Here is a 15,074-nt window from a genome sequence, read left to right as displayed (position 1 = left end):
GTGGCATGCCGAAGGCATGACGGAGGGGGAGGACACGGAACGGAAGACGTCGCTTACCTCCCCCTCCGTCACGGCTTCGCCGCGCCACCTCCCCCTGGCGGGGGAGGAATTTAGCCAAAACCTCCGAACGACGATCGGCCGGTCGGCCACGCCGTCCCGAAATGCCACCGTGCGACATAATCGCCACGCCGTTCATCGCGAGCACCGCACCCTGTATTGTCGCCCTAATACGGACCGTTGCGCGCCGCCCGCCGCTGCTCTAGCGCTGCACGGGAATAGAAGGAGCGACGCGTGAAGCTGGTACGGGGCGCATGGAAGCTGCTGGTGGCGATCAAGGACGGTCTGGTCCTGATCGCGATGCTGTTGTTCTTCGGTCTGCTGTTCGCGGCGCTCAACGCGCGGCCGGGATCGAAGGCGATCGTACCCGGCGCGTTGGTGCTCGACCTCGACGGCACGATCGTCGAACAGCCCGAGGAACAGGCGCCGTTCGCCGCGCTCTCCGGCCAGGCGATGCCGCGCCAGTATCGCGCCCGCGACGTGCTGCGCGCGATCGATGCCGCGCGCACCGATGACCGGGTCAAGGCGCTCGTGCTCGATCTCGACCGGTTCGGCGGCGGCTATCCGGCGACGCTCAACGAGGTCGCCGAGGCGATCCACCGCTTCCGCGATACCAAAAAGCCGGTGCTCGCCTATGCCACCGCTTATACCGACGCCGGCTATCGCCTCGCCGCCAGTGCGAGCGAGATCTGGGTCAACCCGCTCGGCGGCACGATCTTCACCGGCCCCGGCGGCAGCCAGCTCTATTACAAGGGCCTGATCGACAAGCTCGGGGTCAACACCCACGTCTATCGCGTCGGCAAGTTCAAGAGCTTCGTCGAACCCTATACCCGCGCCGACCAGAGCCCTGAGGCGCGCGAGGCGAGCCAGCAGCTGCTCGGCGCGCTGTTCGGCCAGTGGCGCGAGGCGATCGCCAAGGCGCGGCCCAAGGCGCAGGTCGGCGCGTTCCTCGCCAGCCCCGACCGGATGATCGTCGCCGCCAACGGCGACATCGCCAAGGCCAATCTCGCCTCGAACATCGTCGACACGCTCGGCGACCGCGTCGCCTTCGGCCGCCGCGTCGCCGCCTTGGTCGGCAGCGACGCCAGCAGGCCGGTCGGCACCTTCAACACGATCAAATACGACGCCTGGATCGGCGCCAACCCGCTGCCGAAAAGCGGTGACGGCATCGGCGTGATCACCATCGCCGGCGACATCGTCGACGGCGAGGGCGGGCCGGGCAGCGCGCATGGCGACACGATCGCCAAGCTGATCCTCAACGGCCTCGCCAAGAAGAACCTCAAGGCGCTGGTCGTACGGGTCGATTCGCCGGGCGGCTCGGTGCTCGCCTCCGAACGCATCCGCCTCGCCATCCTCGAAGCGAAGAAGAAGGGGCTGCCGGTCGTCGTGTCGATGGGCGGGCTCGCCGCGTCGGGCGGCTATTGGGTGTCGACGCCGGGCGACGTGATCTTCGCCGAACCGGCGACGATCACCGGCTCGATCGGCATCTTCGGCATCATCCCGACCTTCGAGAAGACGCTCGCCAAGATCGGCATCACCGCCGACGGCGTGAAGTCGACGCCGCTGTCGGGCCAGCCCGACGTCTATGCCGGCACCACGCCGCAGCTCGACACGATCCTGCAGGCGGGGATCGAGAACGGCTATCGCCAGTTCCTCGCCCGCGTCGCGCAATCGCGCGGGATGACGCCGCAACGCGTCGACGAAATCGCGCAGGGGCGCGTCTGGGACGGCGGCACCGCGCGCCAGCTCAAGCTGGTCGATCGCTTCGGCGGCCTGCAGGACGCGGTCGCCGAAGCGGCGAAGCGCGCCAAGCTCGATCCCGCCAAGGTGCATGCCGAATATCTGGAAAAGGCACCCGGCTTCGCCGCGCAGATCGCCGCCGGCTTCGCCGACAAGGACGACGACGATGCGACCGAAGAGACGCAGGGCGGCGACGTCTTCGCGCGGATCGCGGCGGAGCGGCGCGGGCTGCTCGCGCAGGCGCTCGGCGACGTCAAGCGGCTCGCCACCGCGGGGTCGGTGCAGGCGCGCTGCCTCGAATGCGGCGGCCTGGGGCCGAGCGACACCGCCGGATCGGACGCGCGACTGCTCGACCTGATCCTCGCGCGCGTCGGGCTGTGAGATGATCGCGCTCCGCCCCGCCACGCCCGAGGACGCCGCGGCGGTGGCGGCGATCTACGCGCCGCACGTGCTCGCCGGCACGGTGTCGTTCGAGACCGAGGTGCCCGATACGCGCACGATGCGGACACGGATGGCGTCCGCCGCCGGCCTCTATCCGTGGATCGTCGCGACCACCGGCGAAGCGACCGGCGGCGTGCTCGGCTATGCCTATGCGACGCGCTTCTCGGAGCGCGAGGCGTATCGCTGGGCGGTGGAGACGACGATCTACGTCGCCGAAGTCGCGCAGCGCCAGGGCGTCGGCCGGCTGCTGTACGAAGGGCTGATCGACACGCTGCGCGCGCAGGGCTTCACGCAGGCGATCGGCCGCATCGCTCTGCCCAACAGCGCCTCGATCACGCTGCACGAGCAGGTCGGCTTCCGCCGCGCCGGCGTGTTCCGCGCGATCGGCCACAAGCACGGCCAATGGATCGACGTCGGCTATTGGCAATGCGCGCTCGCCGAACCCACCACGCCCCCGGCCGAGCCGAAACGATTCGCCGACACCGGCGTCGTGCGCGGCTAGGCAAGGCGGAGCGGTACGCCGTCCCCAAAACCCTCTCCGTCACCCCGGCCTTGTGCCGGGGTCCCGCTTCTTCGGACGGCGCGAGGAAGCGGGATGCCGGATCAAGTGCGGCATGACGGAGATATGGCCGGGCAAAGCGACCAACGCGAACACCCGCCTGTCCTATTCCCCGGCCGGCTGATACCGATCCGACCGACGCACTTTCTCATCGTCGAGATCATAGCAAAAACGGAAACGATAAACCTGGATCGTTTCCGTTAAGGTGTCCATCTTGTCCATGTCGTCCGACACGGGCGCGATCAGTCGCCCTCGGGCCGATCGTCGTCGCGGCTGCGATACGCGGGCAGCGCCAACCGGAAGCGGATCGCGAAGGCGCGCAGGCCGAACCCCGCCGCCGCCGCGATGATCGCCGCCGGCGCGCCTGCCAGCCCGACCAGCCCCAGCGCCACGTACAGCGCCGACGACAGCGCCGCCGCGGTGACGTACAATTCCGGCCGCATCAGGATCGACGGTTCGCCTGCCAGCACGTCGCGGATGATGCCGCCGACGCAGGCGGTCACCACTCCCATCAGCGCCGCCGGCACCGGCGGCACGCCATAGCCGATCGCCTTGGCCGCGCCGTAGACCGCATAAGCGGCGAGCCCGACCGCGTCGAACCAGGCGAGCGCACCGTCCTTCCACCATCGCTCCGGCGTCACCCAGACCAGCGCCGCCATCAGCAGGCACACCGTCGCCGCGCGGGGATCATGGACCCAGAACACCGGCGCATCGATCAGCAGGTCGCGAACCGTGCCGCCGCCGACCCCGGTGATCAGCGCGAAGAAGGCGAGCGTCACCGCGGTCTGCCCGCGCTTCGCCGCCGCCAGCGCGCCGGAGACGGCGAACACCGCCAGCCCCGCGACATCGAACCACGGCGCGAAGGCGGGAAGCAGATCGGCGGCGGGCAACGGCGGCAACATCACCGCCGCCTACCGTGTTCACGACCGCCGAGAAAGGCCGCGTCGCCCGTCCCTGCCGTGTTCCCCCCGGCGCGCGCCCCCTGCGGGTGACGGCATCCCGTCAGAACCGCCGCCCCACCACCAGATGCACCATCGGGTTGACCGGATTGCCCGCGCCGCGTTCGCCGCGCAGCCGACGCGTCGCATCGGTCGCGTTGGCATAAGCGCTGCCCTTCATTGCGCCGATCTCGACGCCGATGCGCGTACGGTCGGCGAGCGCCCCGGCATACCCCAGCGTCAACGCCGGCGTCCGACGCAGACCGGCGCGACCGCCGGGCACGTTGGGCTGGCGCGGCGCACCGATGAGCCCGCGACCGGTCGATTGCTCGCCGGCGCGCGGATCGTACATCCGCGTCCCCGCCGACAGGTGGAAGCCGCTGGCCCCGACCGGGTAGAATTCGACCATCGAACTGCCCAGCCGCTGATGCGTCTTCTCGCGCGGACCGGACGCGGTGGCGACGGTGGTGACGCGCAGCCGCAGGTTGGCGGTCAGCCGGCTATCGTGCTCGACCCCGCTGCCGAGTGCCAGCGGCTGAAGCGGCGACCGCGCCACCCCGTCCGCCGCCGTCGTGCCCGGCAGCGCCTGCGCGGCCCCGGACAATGCCGCGCACGACGCGGCGACTGCGCCGATCACCCCCGCGACCCGCGTCGCCATTGCCCCCGCGCCGCGCGCGCGCCGCCGTCCTGCCACCTGTTTCGTTCCGCTACCCTGCATTCATGCAAGATACAGGTTCATAATGGTCTTTTTCTTAACGCGCGCCGGGCCGTGGCAATCCAGCGACGAACCGCATCGCGCAGCCGCCATCTGGTCAAACCGGGCCGCGGACGGTAAGGCGCGCGCTTTCCCCCCATCAGAATAGAGCGCATCATGGGTTTCCGCTGCGGCATCGTCGGCCTGCCCAACGTCGGCAAGTCCACCCTCTTCAACGCCTTGACCGAGACGGCAGCGGCGCAGGCGGCCAATTATCCGTTCTGCACGATCGAGCCGAACGTCGGCAACGTCGCCGTCCCCGATCCGCGGCTCGACCAGCTCGCCGCGATCGCCGGCTCGGCCAAGATCATCGAGACGCAGCTCGCCTTCGTCGACATCGCCGGGCTGGTCCGCGGCGCGTCGAAGGGCGAAGGGCTCGGCAACCAGTTCCTCGGCAACATCCGCGAGGTGGACGCGATCGTCCATGTGCTGCGTTGCTTCACCGACGGCGACGTCACCCATGTCGAGGGCAAGGTCGATCCGATCGCCGATGCCGAGACGGTCGAGACCGAGCTGATGCTCTCCGACCTCGAAAGCCTCGAAAAGCGCGTGCCCAACCTCATCAAGAAGGGCCAGCAGGGCGACAAGGAGGCCAAGATCGGCGCCGCGGTGCTCGGCCAGGCGCTCGAATTGCTGCGCGAGGGCAAGCCGGCGCGGCTGACCCAGCCCAAGGACGCCGAGGAAGCGCGCGTGTTCGCGCAGGCGCAGCTCATCACCGCCAAGCCGGTGCTCTACGTCTGCAACGTCGACGAGCGCGATGCCGCGAACGGCAACGATCTGTCCGCCAAGGTGTTCGAAAAGGCCAAGGCGGAGGGTGCCGAGGCGGTCGTCGTCTCCGCGGCGATCGAGGCGGAGATCGCGACGATGCCGGTAGAGGATCGCGCCGAATTCCTCGCCGAGCTGGGCCTTGCCGAAACCGGTCTCGCCCGCGTCATCACCGCCGGCTACAAGCTTCTGAACCTGCTGACCTTCTTCACCGTCGGACCGAAGGAGGCGCGCGCCTGGACCGTCCATGCCGGCGCCAAGGCCCCGCAGGCGGCGGGCGAGATCCACACCGACTTCGAACGCGGCTTCATCCGCGCCGAGACGATCGCCTTCGCCGATTACATCGCCTGCAAGGGCGAGGCCGGCGCGCGCGACACCGGCAAGCTGCGCCAGGAAGGCAAGGACTATGTCGTCCACGACGGCGACGTGCTGCTGTTCCGCTTCAACGTCTGACCCGATTCCTCCCCGGCGGGGGGAGGAGTTTCGGTTGTGGCAGCACCCCTGTCGCGCGTAGAGGACGCACGCCCTCCACGTCCGGGACGATCCGCCTGTGAGACTGATTCCCCTCGCCGCCCTCGCGCTGTCGCTTGCCGGTTGCGCGCTGCCCTCCACGCCCCCCGCCCTCTCGCCCGCGACGCAGCCTGCACCGGCGCCGGCGTCCGCCAGCCTGCCGCCCGCACCGCTGCCACGGACGCAGACCGCGCCGGTGACGATCCTCGTCTCGATCGACGGCTTCCGCCCCGATTATCTCGACCGCGGCGTCACGCCCAATCTGTCGGCACTCGCGGCGAGCGGCGTCAGCGCGGCGATGCGGCCGTCCTTCCCCTCGGTCACCTTCCCCAATCACTGGACGTTGGTCACCGGAGAGGTCCCCGACCACCACGGCATCGTCGGCAACAAGATGGAGGACCCGGCGCGCCCCGGCGAAACCTTCACGATGGCGAGCGACGACCCCTTCTGGTGGAACGCCGCCGAGCCGATCTGGGTCACCGCGGAGAAGGCGGGGGTGCGCACCGCGACGATGTTCTGGCCGGGCGCCAACGCCGGCTGGGGCGGGACGATCGTCCCCAACAGCCATGGCGCGGTCGCCGATGCCCACCGGCCGGAGGACTGGCAGCAGTTCAACCAGGCGGTGACGGGCGCGCAGCGCGTCGATGCGGTGATCGACTGGCTGCGCCGGCCCGCCGCGACGCGGCCGCGCTTCGTCACGCTCTATTTCGACACGGTGGATAGCGCCGGCCACGCCAACGGCCCGCAGGCCGCCGCGACGACGCAGGCGGTCGCCGACGTCGACGCCCAGATCGGCCGGCTCGTCCAAGGGCTGCGCGACCTGCGACAGCCCGCCAATCTCGTCATCGTCGCCGATCACGGCATGGCGGCGACCGACAGCAGCCGCACAATCGCGCTCGACCGCATCGCCGACCCCGCCGATTATCGCCTGTTCGAAAGCGGCCCCTATGCGACGCTCTTCGCCCTGCCCGGCCATGAGGCGGCGCTGGAAGCCCGCCTGCTCAAGCCGCAGGCGCACATGAGTTGCTGGCGCAAGACCGCCGTGCCGGCGCGCTTCCGCTACGGCACCAACCCACGCGTCCCGCCCTACCTGTGCCTCGCCGAGACCGGCTGGCTGATCCTCAAATCCGCGCCGACCGAACCGTTCCACGGCGGCGCGCACGGCTATGACAATCGTGCGCCCGACATGGCGGCGCTGTTCCTCGCCAACGGCCCGGCGTTCGTCGGCGGCAAGCGGCTGGCGAGCTTCGACAACACCGACGTCAATCCGCTGCTCCGCGACCTCATCGGCCTGCCCGCCGGCACGGGTCTGGACGGCGACGATGCACCGTTTAGACCGGTGCTCAGACGATAGGAGGATGCGGTGCAATATTTCGAGGATATCGAGGTCGGCACGACGGCGCGCTTCGGCGACTATCCGGTGACGCGCGAGGAGGTGATCGCCTTCGCCGAGAAATATGACCCGCAGCCCTTCCACCTCTCCGATGAGGGCGCCGCCGGCACCTATTTCGGGCGGCTGTCGGCGAGCGGCTGGCATACGTGCGCGATGACGATGGCGATGCTGGTCGCGCACCTCGAGGCGAACGAGCAGGCGGGATTGGGCTCGCCGGGGATTGACGAATTGCGCTGGCGCACGCCGGTCTATCCCGGCGACCGGTTGCGTTGCGAAACCGAGGTGCTGGAGAAGCGCCGGTCGGAAAGCCGGCCCAAGATGGGCATCTACCGCAGTCGGATGACCGTCCTCAATCAGGACGACGTGGTGGTGATGACCTTCCTGTCGAACGGGCTGATCGCGACGCGCGAACGCTGACCACCGCCCCGCTCCGTGCCGGGGTGGTGGTCATGCGGCGATCACCGCCGCCCGCGCCAGCCGCCGCCGCCGCGCGGGCCGCCGCCGCGGGGGCCGCCACCGCGATTGCCGCCACCCCAGCCGCGCGGCTGCCCACCGCCTGCGGGTGCGACCGCCTGCGGCGTCGCGGCTTGCGGCGTGCCGGAGAAGTTCTGGCGGTTGCCGCGCCAATTGCCCCGATCGCCGCGGATGCCGTCGCCGCGGATACCGGGGGTCCGATCGCCACGGACGCCGTCGCCGCGGACGCCCGGCGTGCGATCGCCGCGGAAACCCGGGCCGCGGTCGCCGCGGAAACCATCGCCGCGGCTGCGGTCGAAGCCGTTCCAGTCGTTGCGGAAGTTGCGGTCACCACGCCAGCCGTTGCGGCGCTGCTCCCAATACCGGCGCTGGCCGTCGTTCCAGCGATAGGGCCGGCGATACTGGTCGTAGACGTAGATGCCCGTACCCGGATAATAATAATCGCCGTACCAGCCGAAATAGCTCGGGTAGCCGCCATAGCCGTAGCCGCCGCCGTACCCACCATAGCCGCCGTAGCCGCCGTCGTAATAGCCGCCGCTGCCATAGCCGATGTTGACGCCGCTATAGCCATAGCCGTCCGTGCAAGCGGAGGTCGCGACCCCCGCACCGAAGAGGAGGCCGATCAGGGCCAGACGCTTGAGCAACATGATGCTCTCCCAAAAAACGGGCGCGAGCATGGGGCAAAAACGCGCCGACTCGTCGCTCAACGAGGGCAGGTCATCGCAGGTTCCGGCTGAACGGTTAATGACCGGCGAACGTAACCAGCGAATCCACCTGGATATTCTCCGCCCGCAGCGCATCGGCGCCCCCCAGATCGGGCAGGTCGATGACGAATTGCGCCTGCGTCAATTGCGCCCCCGCCTTGCGTAGCAGCCGCACCGCGGCACGCGCGGTGCCGCCGGTGGCGATGAGGTCGTCAACGAGCAGCACGCGCTGCCCCGGCACCAGCGCATCCTCGTGCATGACGATCCGGTCCTCGCCATATTCGAGCGCATAATCCTCGGCGATCGTCGCACCGGGCAATTTGCCGTCCTTGCGGATCAGCAGCACGCCGGCCTTCAGCGGCATCGCCAGCGCCGCGGCGAACAGAAAGCCCCGCGCCTCGATCCCCGCGACGAGATCGACCGGCCCGACGGTGGCGGCGGCCATCCGCTCGATCGTCACGGCGAAACCGGCGGAGTCGAGCAGCAGCGTGGTGATGTCGCGAAACTGGATCCCGGGCTTGGGGAAGTCCGGGATCGTGCGGATGAGGGCCTTGAGGTCGTCGTTCATCCCCGCGGTGTGCGGGGATGCGCGAACGCGGTCAATGCACGATGAAAGTCCTCCCCCGCCAGGGGGAGGTGGCAGGCCACAGGCCTGACGGAGGGGGAGGATACGGTAAGCCTGGGCGGGAACGACATCCACTATCCTCGGCGTTTCGGGACGATGATGGTCGCCGAAGCGTCGCTCTTCCGTCACCCCGGGCTTGACCCGGGGTCCCGCTTCTTCCCGATCGGCATCCTCGGAGGACATAGCGGGACCCCGGATCAAGTCCGGGGTGACGGAGCGAAGGTGTCGAAGTCCCGGCACCAATGAATATTGATCCCACCTAACGTCTGCGGAAACTCCCCCCACCACGCCTCCCCCGCTGCGCGAGGAAGGACTCGCAAAAAAAGGGGAGCGCCCCGCGCCCCCCTCTCCTTCAAACCGGCAGGCCGGTCAGATCAATGCTTCACATCGCGCCAGACGTTCTGATAGGCGCCCCATGCCAGGAAGCAGAAGATCAGCAGGAAGATGCCCGCCGCCACACCCGCCGCATGGCGCGCGTTGAGGTTCGGCTCCGCGGTCCAGGTCAGGAAGGCGGCGACGTCGCGCGCCATCTGGTCCTTGGTCGCCTTGGTGCCGTCCGAATAGGTCACCTGACCGTCCGAGGTCAGCGGCGGCGGCATCGCGATGTTGAGATTGGCGAAATAGGGATTGTAGTGAAGGCCCTGCGGCGTCTTCGACCCCGGGAACTCCTTGATCAGCGCCGCCGGCTGCGGGCGATAGCCGGTCAGCAGCGCGTGGACGTAATTGGAGCCGTCCTCGCGCGCCTTGGTGATCAGCGACAGGTCGGGCGGCAGCGCGTTGTTGTTGGCGGCGCGCGCGGCGACCTCGTTGGCGAACGGCGACGGGAAGCGGTCCGACGGCACGTTCTTGCGCGTCGACGGCTCGCCCGTCTCGGGGTTGATCGTCGGCTGTTCGATCACCCATTGGTTGGCGATCGCCTTGGTCTCGGGAACGGTATAGCCGATCTTGGTCAGGTCGCGGAACGATACGAACTTCAGGCTGTGGCAGGCCGAGCAGACCTCCTTGTACACCTGGAAGCCGCGCTGCAGCTGCTGATTGTCGAACTTTCCGAAGAAGCCGTTCGACGGCAATTGGATATTTTCCGGATGCAGGCGGAAGACGTGCTCGGCACTTTCCGCCGCTGGCTCCTGGATGGCGGTCTTGACGGTCCCGAACAGCGCCAGAGCGAGCACGAAGATGAAGGCGGCGCCGACCAGCGAGGCAATGATGCGAGGCATGATGTTCTATTGTCCCCCAGTCGGTTCAGGCGTGGACCGCGGATGCGACGGCTGATTGGGCCGGGCTCGTGCCACCCTGCTTCGCCAGCACCGCTTCGGTGATCGAATTCGGCAGCGGACGCGGACGCTCGGAGCGCGCGACCCACGGCAGGATGATCAGGAAGTGGGCGAAATAATAAGCCGAGGCGATCTGTCCCAGGATCACGTTGCGCGCATTCGCCTCCGCGCCGCCGACATAGCCGAGCACGAGGATGTCGAAGAGCAGGATGCCGAGGAAGATGCGGTATTTCGGCCGGTAATTGGCCGAGCGGACCGGCGAGCTGTCGAGCCACGGCAGGAAGAACAGCAGCAGGATCGACCCGAACATCGCCAGCACGCCCCACAGCTTCGCGTCGAGGATGAAATTGGCGGTGAAGCTCTTGAGGATCGCGTAGAACGGCAAGAAATACCATTCGGGAACGATATGCGCCGGCGTCGAGAGCGGGTTCGCCTCGATGTAATTGTCCGGATGGCCGAGCATGTTGGGGCTGAAGAAGATCAGCGCCGCGAAGATCAGCAGGAACACACCGAGCCCGACCGCATCCTTGGCGGTGTAATAGGGATGGAACGGCACGGTATCCTGCTCGCCCTTCACCTCGACGCCGGTCGGGTTGTTCGAACCCGGAATGTGCAGCGCCCAGATGTGCAGGATGATGACGCCCGCCGTCACGAACGGCAGCAGATAGTGGAGCGAGAAGAAGCGGTTGAGCGTCGCGTTATCGGGCGCGAAGCCGCCGAGCAGCCAGATGCGGATGGTGTCGCCGACCAGCGGTATCGCCGAGAAGAAGCCGGTGATGACCTGCGCGCCCCAGAAGCTCATCTGCCCCCAGGGAAGCACATAGCCCATGAATGCGGTCGCCATCATCAGCAGGAAGATGACGACGCCGAGCAGCCACACCATCTCGCGGGGCGCCTTGTACGATCCGTAATAGAGGCCGCGGCCGATATGGATGTAGACGACGAGCAGGAACATCGACGCGCCGTTGGCATGCGCGTAGCGCAGGAACCAGCCGGCGTTGACGTCGCGCATGATGCTCTCGACCGAGCCGAAGGCGACGCCGGCATTGGCGGCATAATGCATCGCCAGCACGACGCCGGTGATGATCTGGATCGCCAGCGCGGCGCCGGCGAGCACGCCGAAGTTCCAGAAGTAATTGAGGTTGCGCGGCACCGGATAGCCCGCGCCGACGGCGTTGTAGACGAGGCGCGGCAGCGGCAGCTTCTCGTCCAGCCAGCGCATCAGCGGCTGCTTCGGTTCGTAATGCTTGGCCCAGGGAAAGCTCATGATCCGGATCTCCCTCAGCCGACCGTCACGGCGGTATCGGAATTGAACGTATAGTCGGGCACCGCGAGGTTCTTCGGTGCCGGTCCCTGGCGGATACGCGCCGCAGTGTCATAGGCGGAGCCGTGACACGGGCAGAAATAGCCGCCGAACGGCCCCTTGTTCTCGCCCTCGCCCGCCCCGAGCGGCACGCAGCCGAGATGGGTGCAGACGCCCAGCGTGATGAGCCAGTTTTCCTTGCCGGGCTTGGTCCGCTCGGCGAGCGTCTGCGGATCGCGCAGGCTCGCGACGTCGACCTTGTTGGCCTCGGCGATTTCGGCGGGGGTGAGGTTGCGGACGAACAGCGGCTGCTTGCGGAACTGCGACTTGATCGCCTGTCCCGGCGCGATCTTCGACAGATCGACCTCGGTGGTCGACTGGGCGAGCACGTCGGCCGATGGGTTCATCTGGTTGATCAGCGGCAGCACGATCGCCAGCGCGCCGACCCCGGCGAACGAGACGGCGGCGATATTGATGAAGTCGCGACGGCGGGGATCGTGGACTTCCTCGTGGAACGGTTCCGGCGATTCACCGGGTGGCACCATGCTGTCAGTCACCATTCGTCTCTGCCCTCGTCTATCATTATTGCGGAGGAACCGGTTGTGCCGTGCCACCGAACCCTGCCGTCCCCACGGCGAGCCACCGGACTGATAGACGGCGGGCCGAGGGTTTGCCAACAGCATTTTACGCCAGCCCGGCTTGCCGCTAAGCCGCGCGGCCATGACCTCCGGCCTCCGCATCGCCCTTTACCAGCCCGATATCGCCGGCAATGTCGGCGCGGTGATGCGCACCTGCGCCTGCTTCGGCATCGGCCTCGACCTGATCGAACCGATGGGCTTCCAGTGGGACGACAAGCGCGTCGCGCGTGCGGCGATGGACTATATCGACCATGTCGCGATCACCCGCCACGCCGGCTGGAGCGCGTTCCTCGCGCAGCTCGGCGGCCGGCTGGTCCTGTCGACGACCCGCGGCGCGACGCCCCTGCCCGCCTTCGCCTTCGGGCCCGGCGACGTGCTGTTGTTCGGCCGCGAGAGCGCCGGCGTACCGGAAGAGGTGCACGCGCGCGCCGACGCGCGGGTGGTCATCCCGATGACGCCGCCGCTGCGCTCGCTCAATCTGTCGGTGTCGGCGGGGATCGTCGCGGCGGAGGCCCTGCGGCAGACGGGCGGCTTCCCTTCGGTTTGAGTCACGCGGAGGAGTGGCGTTCGCGTGAGCCAAAACTAGGGCGTCACCGCCCGCACCGCCGTCAGCACGTGCCGCAGCAGCCCGGTCTCGTCGTGGTGGATGTTGTGGCCGCCGGGCATGCCGATCACTTGTGCGCCCGGCACGCGCAGCAGCGGGCACAGGCTGTCGTCTTCCTCGACGCCGTAGATGCAGGTGAGCGGCGCCCAGGTCAGCCGGTTCGCCGTCGTCACGCCGACGCTGTCGGGCGAATCGCCGTACGACCAGCCGGTGGGGTCGGCGCGGAAATAGACCGACTCGCCGGGCAGGACGAGCACGATCGCCGCCACCTTGGGGCGCAGCGCCGCCGGCAGATCGGCGAGCCCGGTCTGGACGATATCGGCGCCATAGGATTGCCCCATCACCACCACCCGCGCGACGCCGGTGCGGGCGAGCGCGGTGCGGATCGCGTCGGCCATGAACGCGTCCACCTCGGCGCGGGTGCGGCGCTGGCGGAACACCGCGGGGGTGGCGATGCCGACGACCGGGATATGATGCTCGGTCAGCCCGCGCGAGGTCGACGCGCCGAGCAGGAAGCGCAGCCCCATATCGCCCGATATGTTGACCACCGCGATCGGCGCCGCCGGCGCGGCGGCGGGATAGACGTGGACCGGATCGGAATCGAAATAGCCCGCCGCGGCGACGAACGCGCAGACGAAGGCGGAGCTGACCGCGGTCACGCGCAGCCCGCGAAACAAGGATTTGCGCGTGAATCGGCTCATGGCAGCGACTTGCCAGCGATGCACCGCGATGACCAGCGCTCGACTTCGAGCGATGACCAGCGCTCGACTTCGCGGCCGGCGCTTGCCACAAGCCCGCCATGCTGACCCTCGACGCCGAACAGACCGCCGCCCGCACCTGGTTCGAAACGCTGCGCACCCGCATCTGCGCGGCGTTCGAGGCGATCGAGCGCGAGGCGGGGTCGGACGCGGCCTTCGACTACATCGCCTGGGACCGCACCGATCCCTCCGGCGCGCCCGGCGGCGGCGGCGTGCGCGGGGTGATGAAGGGCAAGGTATTCGAGAAGGTCGGCGTCAACGTCTCGACGGTCGGCGGGCTGCTCGACGGCGAGTTCGGCAAGTCGATCCACGGCGCCGGCGACGATCCGCGCTTCTTCGCGACCGGGATCAGCCTCGTCGCGCACATGGCCAATCCGCACGTGCCCGCGGTGCATATGAACACGCGCTTCCTCGTCACCACCAAGCGCTGGTTCGGCGGCGGTGCCGATCTCAACCCGCCGCTGCCGGACGCACAGGACACCGACGATTTCCACGCGACGTTCCGCGCCGCCTGCGACGCGCACGACCCGGCCTATTATCCGCGCTTCAAGGCATGGGCGGACGACTATTTCTACATCCCGCACCGGCAGGTCCACCGCGGCGTCGGCGGCATCTTCTACGATCACCTCGAAGGCGAATTCGACGCCAATCTCGCCTTCACCCGGGCGGTCGGCGAGGCGTTCCTCGACGTCTATCCGCGCCTCGTGCGGCGGCGGATGAACGAGCCGTTCGGGCCGGCGGAGATCGCGCAACAGCGCGCGTGGCGCGGGCGCTATGCCGAATTCAACCTGGTCTACGATCGCGGCACGCTGTTCGGGCTCAAGACCGGCGGCAATATCGACGCGATCCTGATGAGCCTGCCGCCGGTGGCGACATGGGACTGACGCCGGTCGCGCCCGGCGAACTCGCGACGATCGTCACCACGCTCGAGATGGCGCGCCGCCCGCCGCTGCGCCCGCTGCCCGCCTCGCCGCTGCGGCTGGTGCGCTGGGACCGGCCCGACCCCGACAAATACCGGCAGCTGTTCCGCCGCGTCGGCGGTCCGTGGCTATGGTATTCGCGACTCGCGATGGACGATGCCGCGCTCGCCGCGATCGTCCACGATCCGCAGGTGCAGGTCCATGCCGCGGTCGATCCCGCGGGGGTCGAGATCGGCTTGCTTGAACTCGACGTCCGCCATGCCGGCGCCTGCGAACTCTCCTATTTCGGGCTGGTGCCCGAACTCGCCGGCAAGGGTCACGGCCGCTGGCTGATGGCCGAGGCAATGGCGCGCGCCTGGGTGCCGGGCGTCGCGCGCGTCTGGGTGCACACCTGCACGCTCGATCATCCCTCGGCGCTCAACTTCTACCGGGCGCAGGGGTTCGTCGCGGTCCGGCGGACGATCGAGACCTTCCCCGATCCGCGCGCGCTCGGCCTGCTGCCGGCCGATGCCGGCGCGCACATACCGTATCTGGCATAGCGCGGATCGACATTCAGGGTCTGCAGAATTCCTCCCCCGCCAGGGGGAGGAATTTAATGGAATGTCGGTCTTAGCGGC

General features: G+C 68.6%; 16 protein-coding genes. 8 read left to right on the top strand and 8 right to left on the bottom strand.

Annotated features, from left to right (window positions below; genetic code table 11):
• Window positions 1–291: 291 nt before the first annotated feature.
• Both sppA and ACLBWH_RS08460 read left to right on the top strand, forming a co-directional pair.
• Window positions 292–2,178: a signal peptide peptidase SppA gene (gene sppA / locus ACLBWH_RS08465; protein ID WP_447798163.1), complete on the top strand. Its 1,887-nt coding sequence runs from the start codon at window positions 292–294 to the stop codon at window positions 2,176–2,178.
• Window position 2,179: 1 nt separating this feature from the next.
• Window positions 2,180–2,740, top strand: coding sequence for an N-acetyltransferase family protein (locus ACLBWH_RS08460; RefSeq protein ID WP_447798160.1), 561 nt, complete (start codon window positions 2,180–2,182; stop codon window positions 2,738–2,740).
• A 299-nt stretch (window positions 2,741–3,039) separates the two neighbouring features.
• Here the strand turns inward: ACLBWH_RS08460 and ACLBWH_RS08455 are convergent, their stop codons facing one another.
• Entirely contained in the window at window positions 3,040–3,699 is a 660-nt protein-coding gene (locus ACLBWH_RS08455) for a trimeric intracellular cation channel family protein (RefSeq protein WP_322848943.1), read from the bottom strand.
• 100 nt (window positions 3,700–3,799) lie between these two features.
• Window positions 3,800–4,453 carry a hypothetical protein gene (locus ACLBWH_RS08450; RefSeq protein ID WP_447798158.1) on the bottom strand — a complete coding sequence of 218 codons (654 nt, stop codon included), beginning with the start codon at window positions 4,451–4,453 and terminating at the stop codon, window positions 3,800–3,802.
• Between the two features lie 153 nt (window positions 4,454–4,606).
• Here ACLBWH_RS08450 and ychF point away from each other — a divergent pair, with 153 nt between their 5' ends.
• The 3 genes from ychF to ACLBWH_RS08435 all read left to right on the top strand — a co-directional run bounded on the left by ychF (window position 4,607) and on the right by ACLBWH_RS08435 (window position 7,574).
• Complete coding sequence (gene ychF / locus ACLBWH_RS08445; protein WP_447798156.1) at window positions 4,607–5,707, top strand: redox-regulated ATPase YchF; 1,101 nt, start codon at window positions 4,607–4,609, stop codon at window positions 5,705–5,707.
• 97 nt (window positions 5,708–5,804) lie between these two features.
• A complete protein-coding gene (locus ACLBWH_RS08440; RefSeq protein ID WP_447798154.1) occupies window positions 5,805–7,118 on the top strand; it encodes an alkaline phosphatase family protein in 1,314 nt (437 codons plus the stop codon).
• A 9-nt stretch (window positions 7,119–7,127) separates the two neighbouring features.
• Window positions 7,128–7,574: a MaoC family dehydratase gene (locus tag ACLBWH_RS08435; protein ID WP_447798152.1), complete on the top strand. Its 447-nt coding sequence runs from the start codon at window positions 7,128–7,130 to the stop codon at window positions 7,572–7,574.
• A gap of 41 nt (window positions 7,575–7,615) precedes the next feature.
• Here the strand turns inward: ACLBWH_RS08435 and ACLBWH_RS08430 are convergent, their stop codons facing one another.
• The 5 genes from ACLBWH_RS08430 to petA form a co-directional block, all read right to left on the bottom strand.
• Window positions 7,616–8,278, bottom strand: a complete 663-nt coding sequence (locus ACLBWH_RS08430) for a hypothetical protein (RefSeq protein ID WP_447798150.1) — start codon at window positions 8,276–8,278, stop codon at window positions 7,616–7,618.
• Between the two features lie 94 nt (window positions 8,279–8,372).
• Complete coding sequence (locus ACLBWH_RS08425) at window positions 8,373–8,903, bottom strand: adenine phosphoribosyltransferase (RefSeq protein ID WP_447798148.1); 531 nt, start codon at window positions 8,901–8,903, stop codon at window positions 8,373–8,375.
• Window positions 8,904–9,334: 431 nt separating this feature from the next.
• Window positions 9,335–10,177 (bottom strand): cytochrome c1, encoded by an 843-nt coding sequence (locus tag ACLBWH_RS08420; protein WP_322848936.1) that lies wholly within the window; start codon window positions 10,175–10,177, stop codon window positions 9,335–9,337.
• A 25-nt stretch (window positions 10,178–10,202) separates the two neighbouring features.
• Window positions 10,203–11,501 (bottom strand): cytochrome b, encoded by a 1,299-nt coding sequence (locus tag ACLBWH_RS08415; protein WP_322848935.1) that lies wholly within the window; start codon window positions 11,499–11,501, stop codon window positions 10,203–10,205.
• A gap of 14 nt (window positions 11,502–11,515) precedes the next feature.
• Complete coding sequence (petA, locus tag ACLBWH_RS08410; protein ID WP_052075804.1) at window positions 11,516–12,082, bottom strand: ubiquinol-cytochrome c reductase iron-sulfur subunit; 567 nt, start codon at window positions 12,080–12,082, stop codon at window positions 11,516–11,518.
• Window positions 12,083–12,257: 175 nt separating this feature from the next.
• On the opposite strand from petA, the gene ACLBWH_RS08405 reads away from it, so the two are divergent.
• Window positions 12,258–12,722: a tRNA (cytidine(34)-2'-O)-methyltransferase gene (locus tag ACLBWH_RS08405; RefSeq protein WP_447798145.1), complete on the top strand. Its 465-nt coding sequence runs from the start codon at window positions 12,258–12,260 to the stop codon at window positions 12,720–12,722.
• Between the two features lie 35 nt (window positions 12,723–12,757).
• Here ACLBWH_RS08405 and ACLBWH_RS08400 read toward each other — a convergent pair whose 3' ends face one another.
• Window positions 12,758–13,480, bottom strand: a complete 723-nt coding sequence (locus ACLBWH_RS08400) for an AcvB/VirJ family lysyl-phosphatidylglycerol hydrolase (RefSeq protein ID WP_447798143.1) — start codon at window positions 13,478–13,480, stop codon at window positions 12,758–12,760.
• Window positions 13,481–13,578: 98 nt separating this feature from the next.
• On the opposite strand from ACLBWH_RS08400, the gene hemF reads away from it, so the two are divergent.
• Together hemF and ACLBWH_RS08390 are read left to right on the top strand one after the other, a co-directional pair.
• On the top strand, window positions 13,579–14,421 hold the full coding sequence (gene hemF / locus ACLBWH_RS08395; RefSeq protein WP_447798141.1) for an oxygen-dependent coproporphyrinogen oxidase: 843 nt from the start codon (window positions 13,579–13,581) through the stop codon (window positions 14,419–14,421).
• Window positions 14,412–14,996, top strand: coding sequence for a GNAT family N-acetyltransferase (locus ACLBWH_RS08390; protein WP_447798140.1), 585 nt, complete (start codon window positions 14,412–14,414; stop codon window positions 14,994–14,996). Before hemF ends, ACLBWH_RS08390 begins: the two co-directional genes overlap by 10 nt.
• Window positions 14,997–15,074 lie beyond the last annotated feature (78 nt).

Source organism: Sphingomonas sp. M6A6_1c (assembly GCF_053345135.1).
This window is presented reverse-complemented; position numbering and strand designations above follow the sequence as displayed.

Coding starts and splice junctions, on each gene's coding strand:
- ACLBWH_RS08455 (WP_322848943.1), bottom strand. CDS start 3,699: ATGTTGCCGCCGTTGCCCGCCGCCGATCTGCTTCCCGCCTTCGCGCCG.
- ACLBWH_RS08415 (WP_322848935.1), bottom strand. CDS start 11,501: ATGAGCTTTCCCTGGGCCAAGCATTACGAACCGAAGCAGCCGCTGATG.
- ychF (WP_447798156.1), top strand. CDS start 4,607: ATGGGTTTCCGCTGCGGCATCGTCGGCCTGCCCAACGTCGGCAAGTCC.
- ACLBWH_RS08405 (WP_447798145.1), top strand. CDS start 12,258: ATGACCTCCGGCCTCCGCATCGCCCTTTACCAGCCCGATATCGCCGGC.
- ACLBWH_RS08400 (WP_447798143.1), bottom strand. CDS start 13,480: ATGAGCCGATTCACGCGCAAATCCTTGTTTCGCGGGCTGCGCGTGACC.
- ACLBWH_RS08450 (WP_447798158.1), bottom strand. CDS start 4,453: ATGCAGGGTAGCGGAACGAAACAGGTGGCAGGACGGCGGCGCGCGCGC.
- ACLBWH_RS08460 (WP_447798160.1), top strand. CDS start 2,180: ATGATCGCGCTCCGCCCCGCCACGCCCGAGGACGCCGCGGCGGTGGCG.
- ACLBWH_RS08420 (WP_322848936.1), bottom strand. CDS start 10,177: ATGCCTCGCATCATTGCCTCGCTGGTCGGCGCCGCCTTCATCTTCGTG.
- hemF (WP_447798141.1), top strand. CDS start 13,579: ATGCTGACCCTCGACGCCGAACAGACCGCCGCCCGCACCTGGTTCGAA.
- petA (WP_052075804.1), bottom strand. CDS start 12,082: ATGGTGCCACCCGGTGAATCGCCGGAACCGTTCCACGAGGAAGTCCAC.
- ACLBWH_RS08390 (WP_447798140.1), top strand. CDS start 14,412: ATGGGACTGACGCCGGTCGCGCCCGGCGAACTCGCGACGATCGTCACC.
- ACLBWH_RS08430 (WP_447798150.1), bottom strand. CDS start 8,278: ATGTTGCTCAAGCGTCTGGCCCTGATCGGCCTCCTCTTCGGTGCGGGG.
- ACLBWH_RS08425 (WP_447798148.1), bottom strand. CDS start 8,903: ATGAACGACGACCTCAAGGCCCTCATCCGCACGATCCCGGACTTCCCC.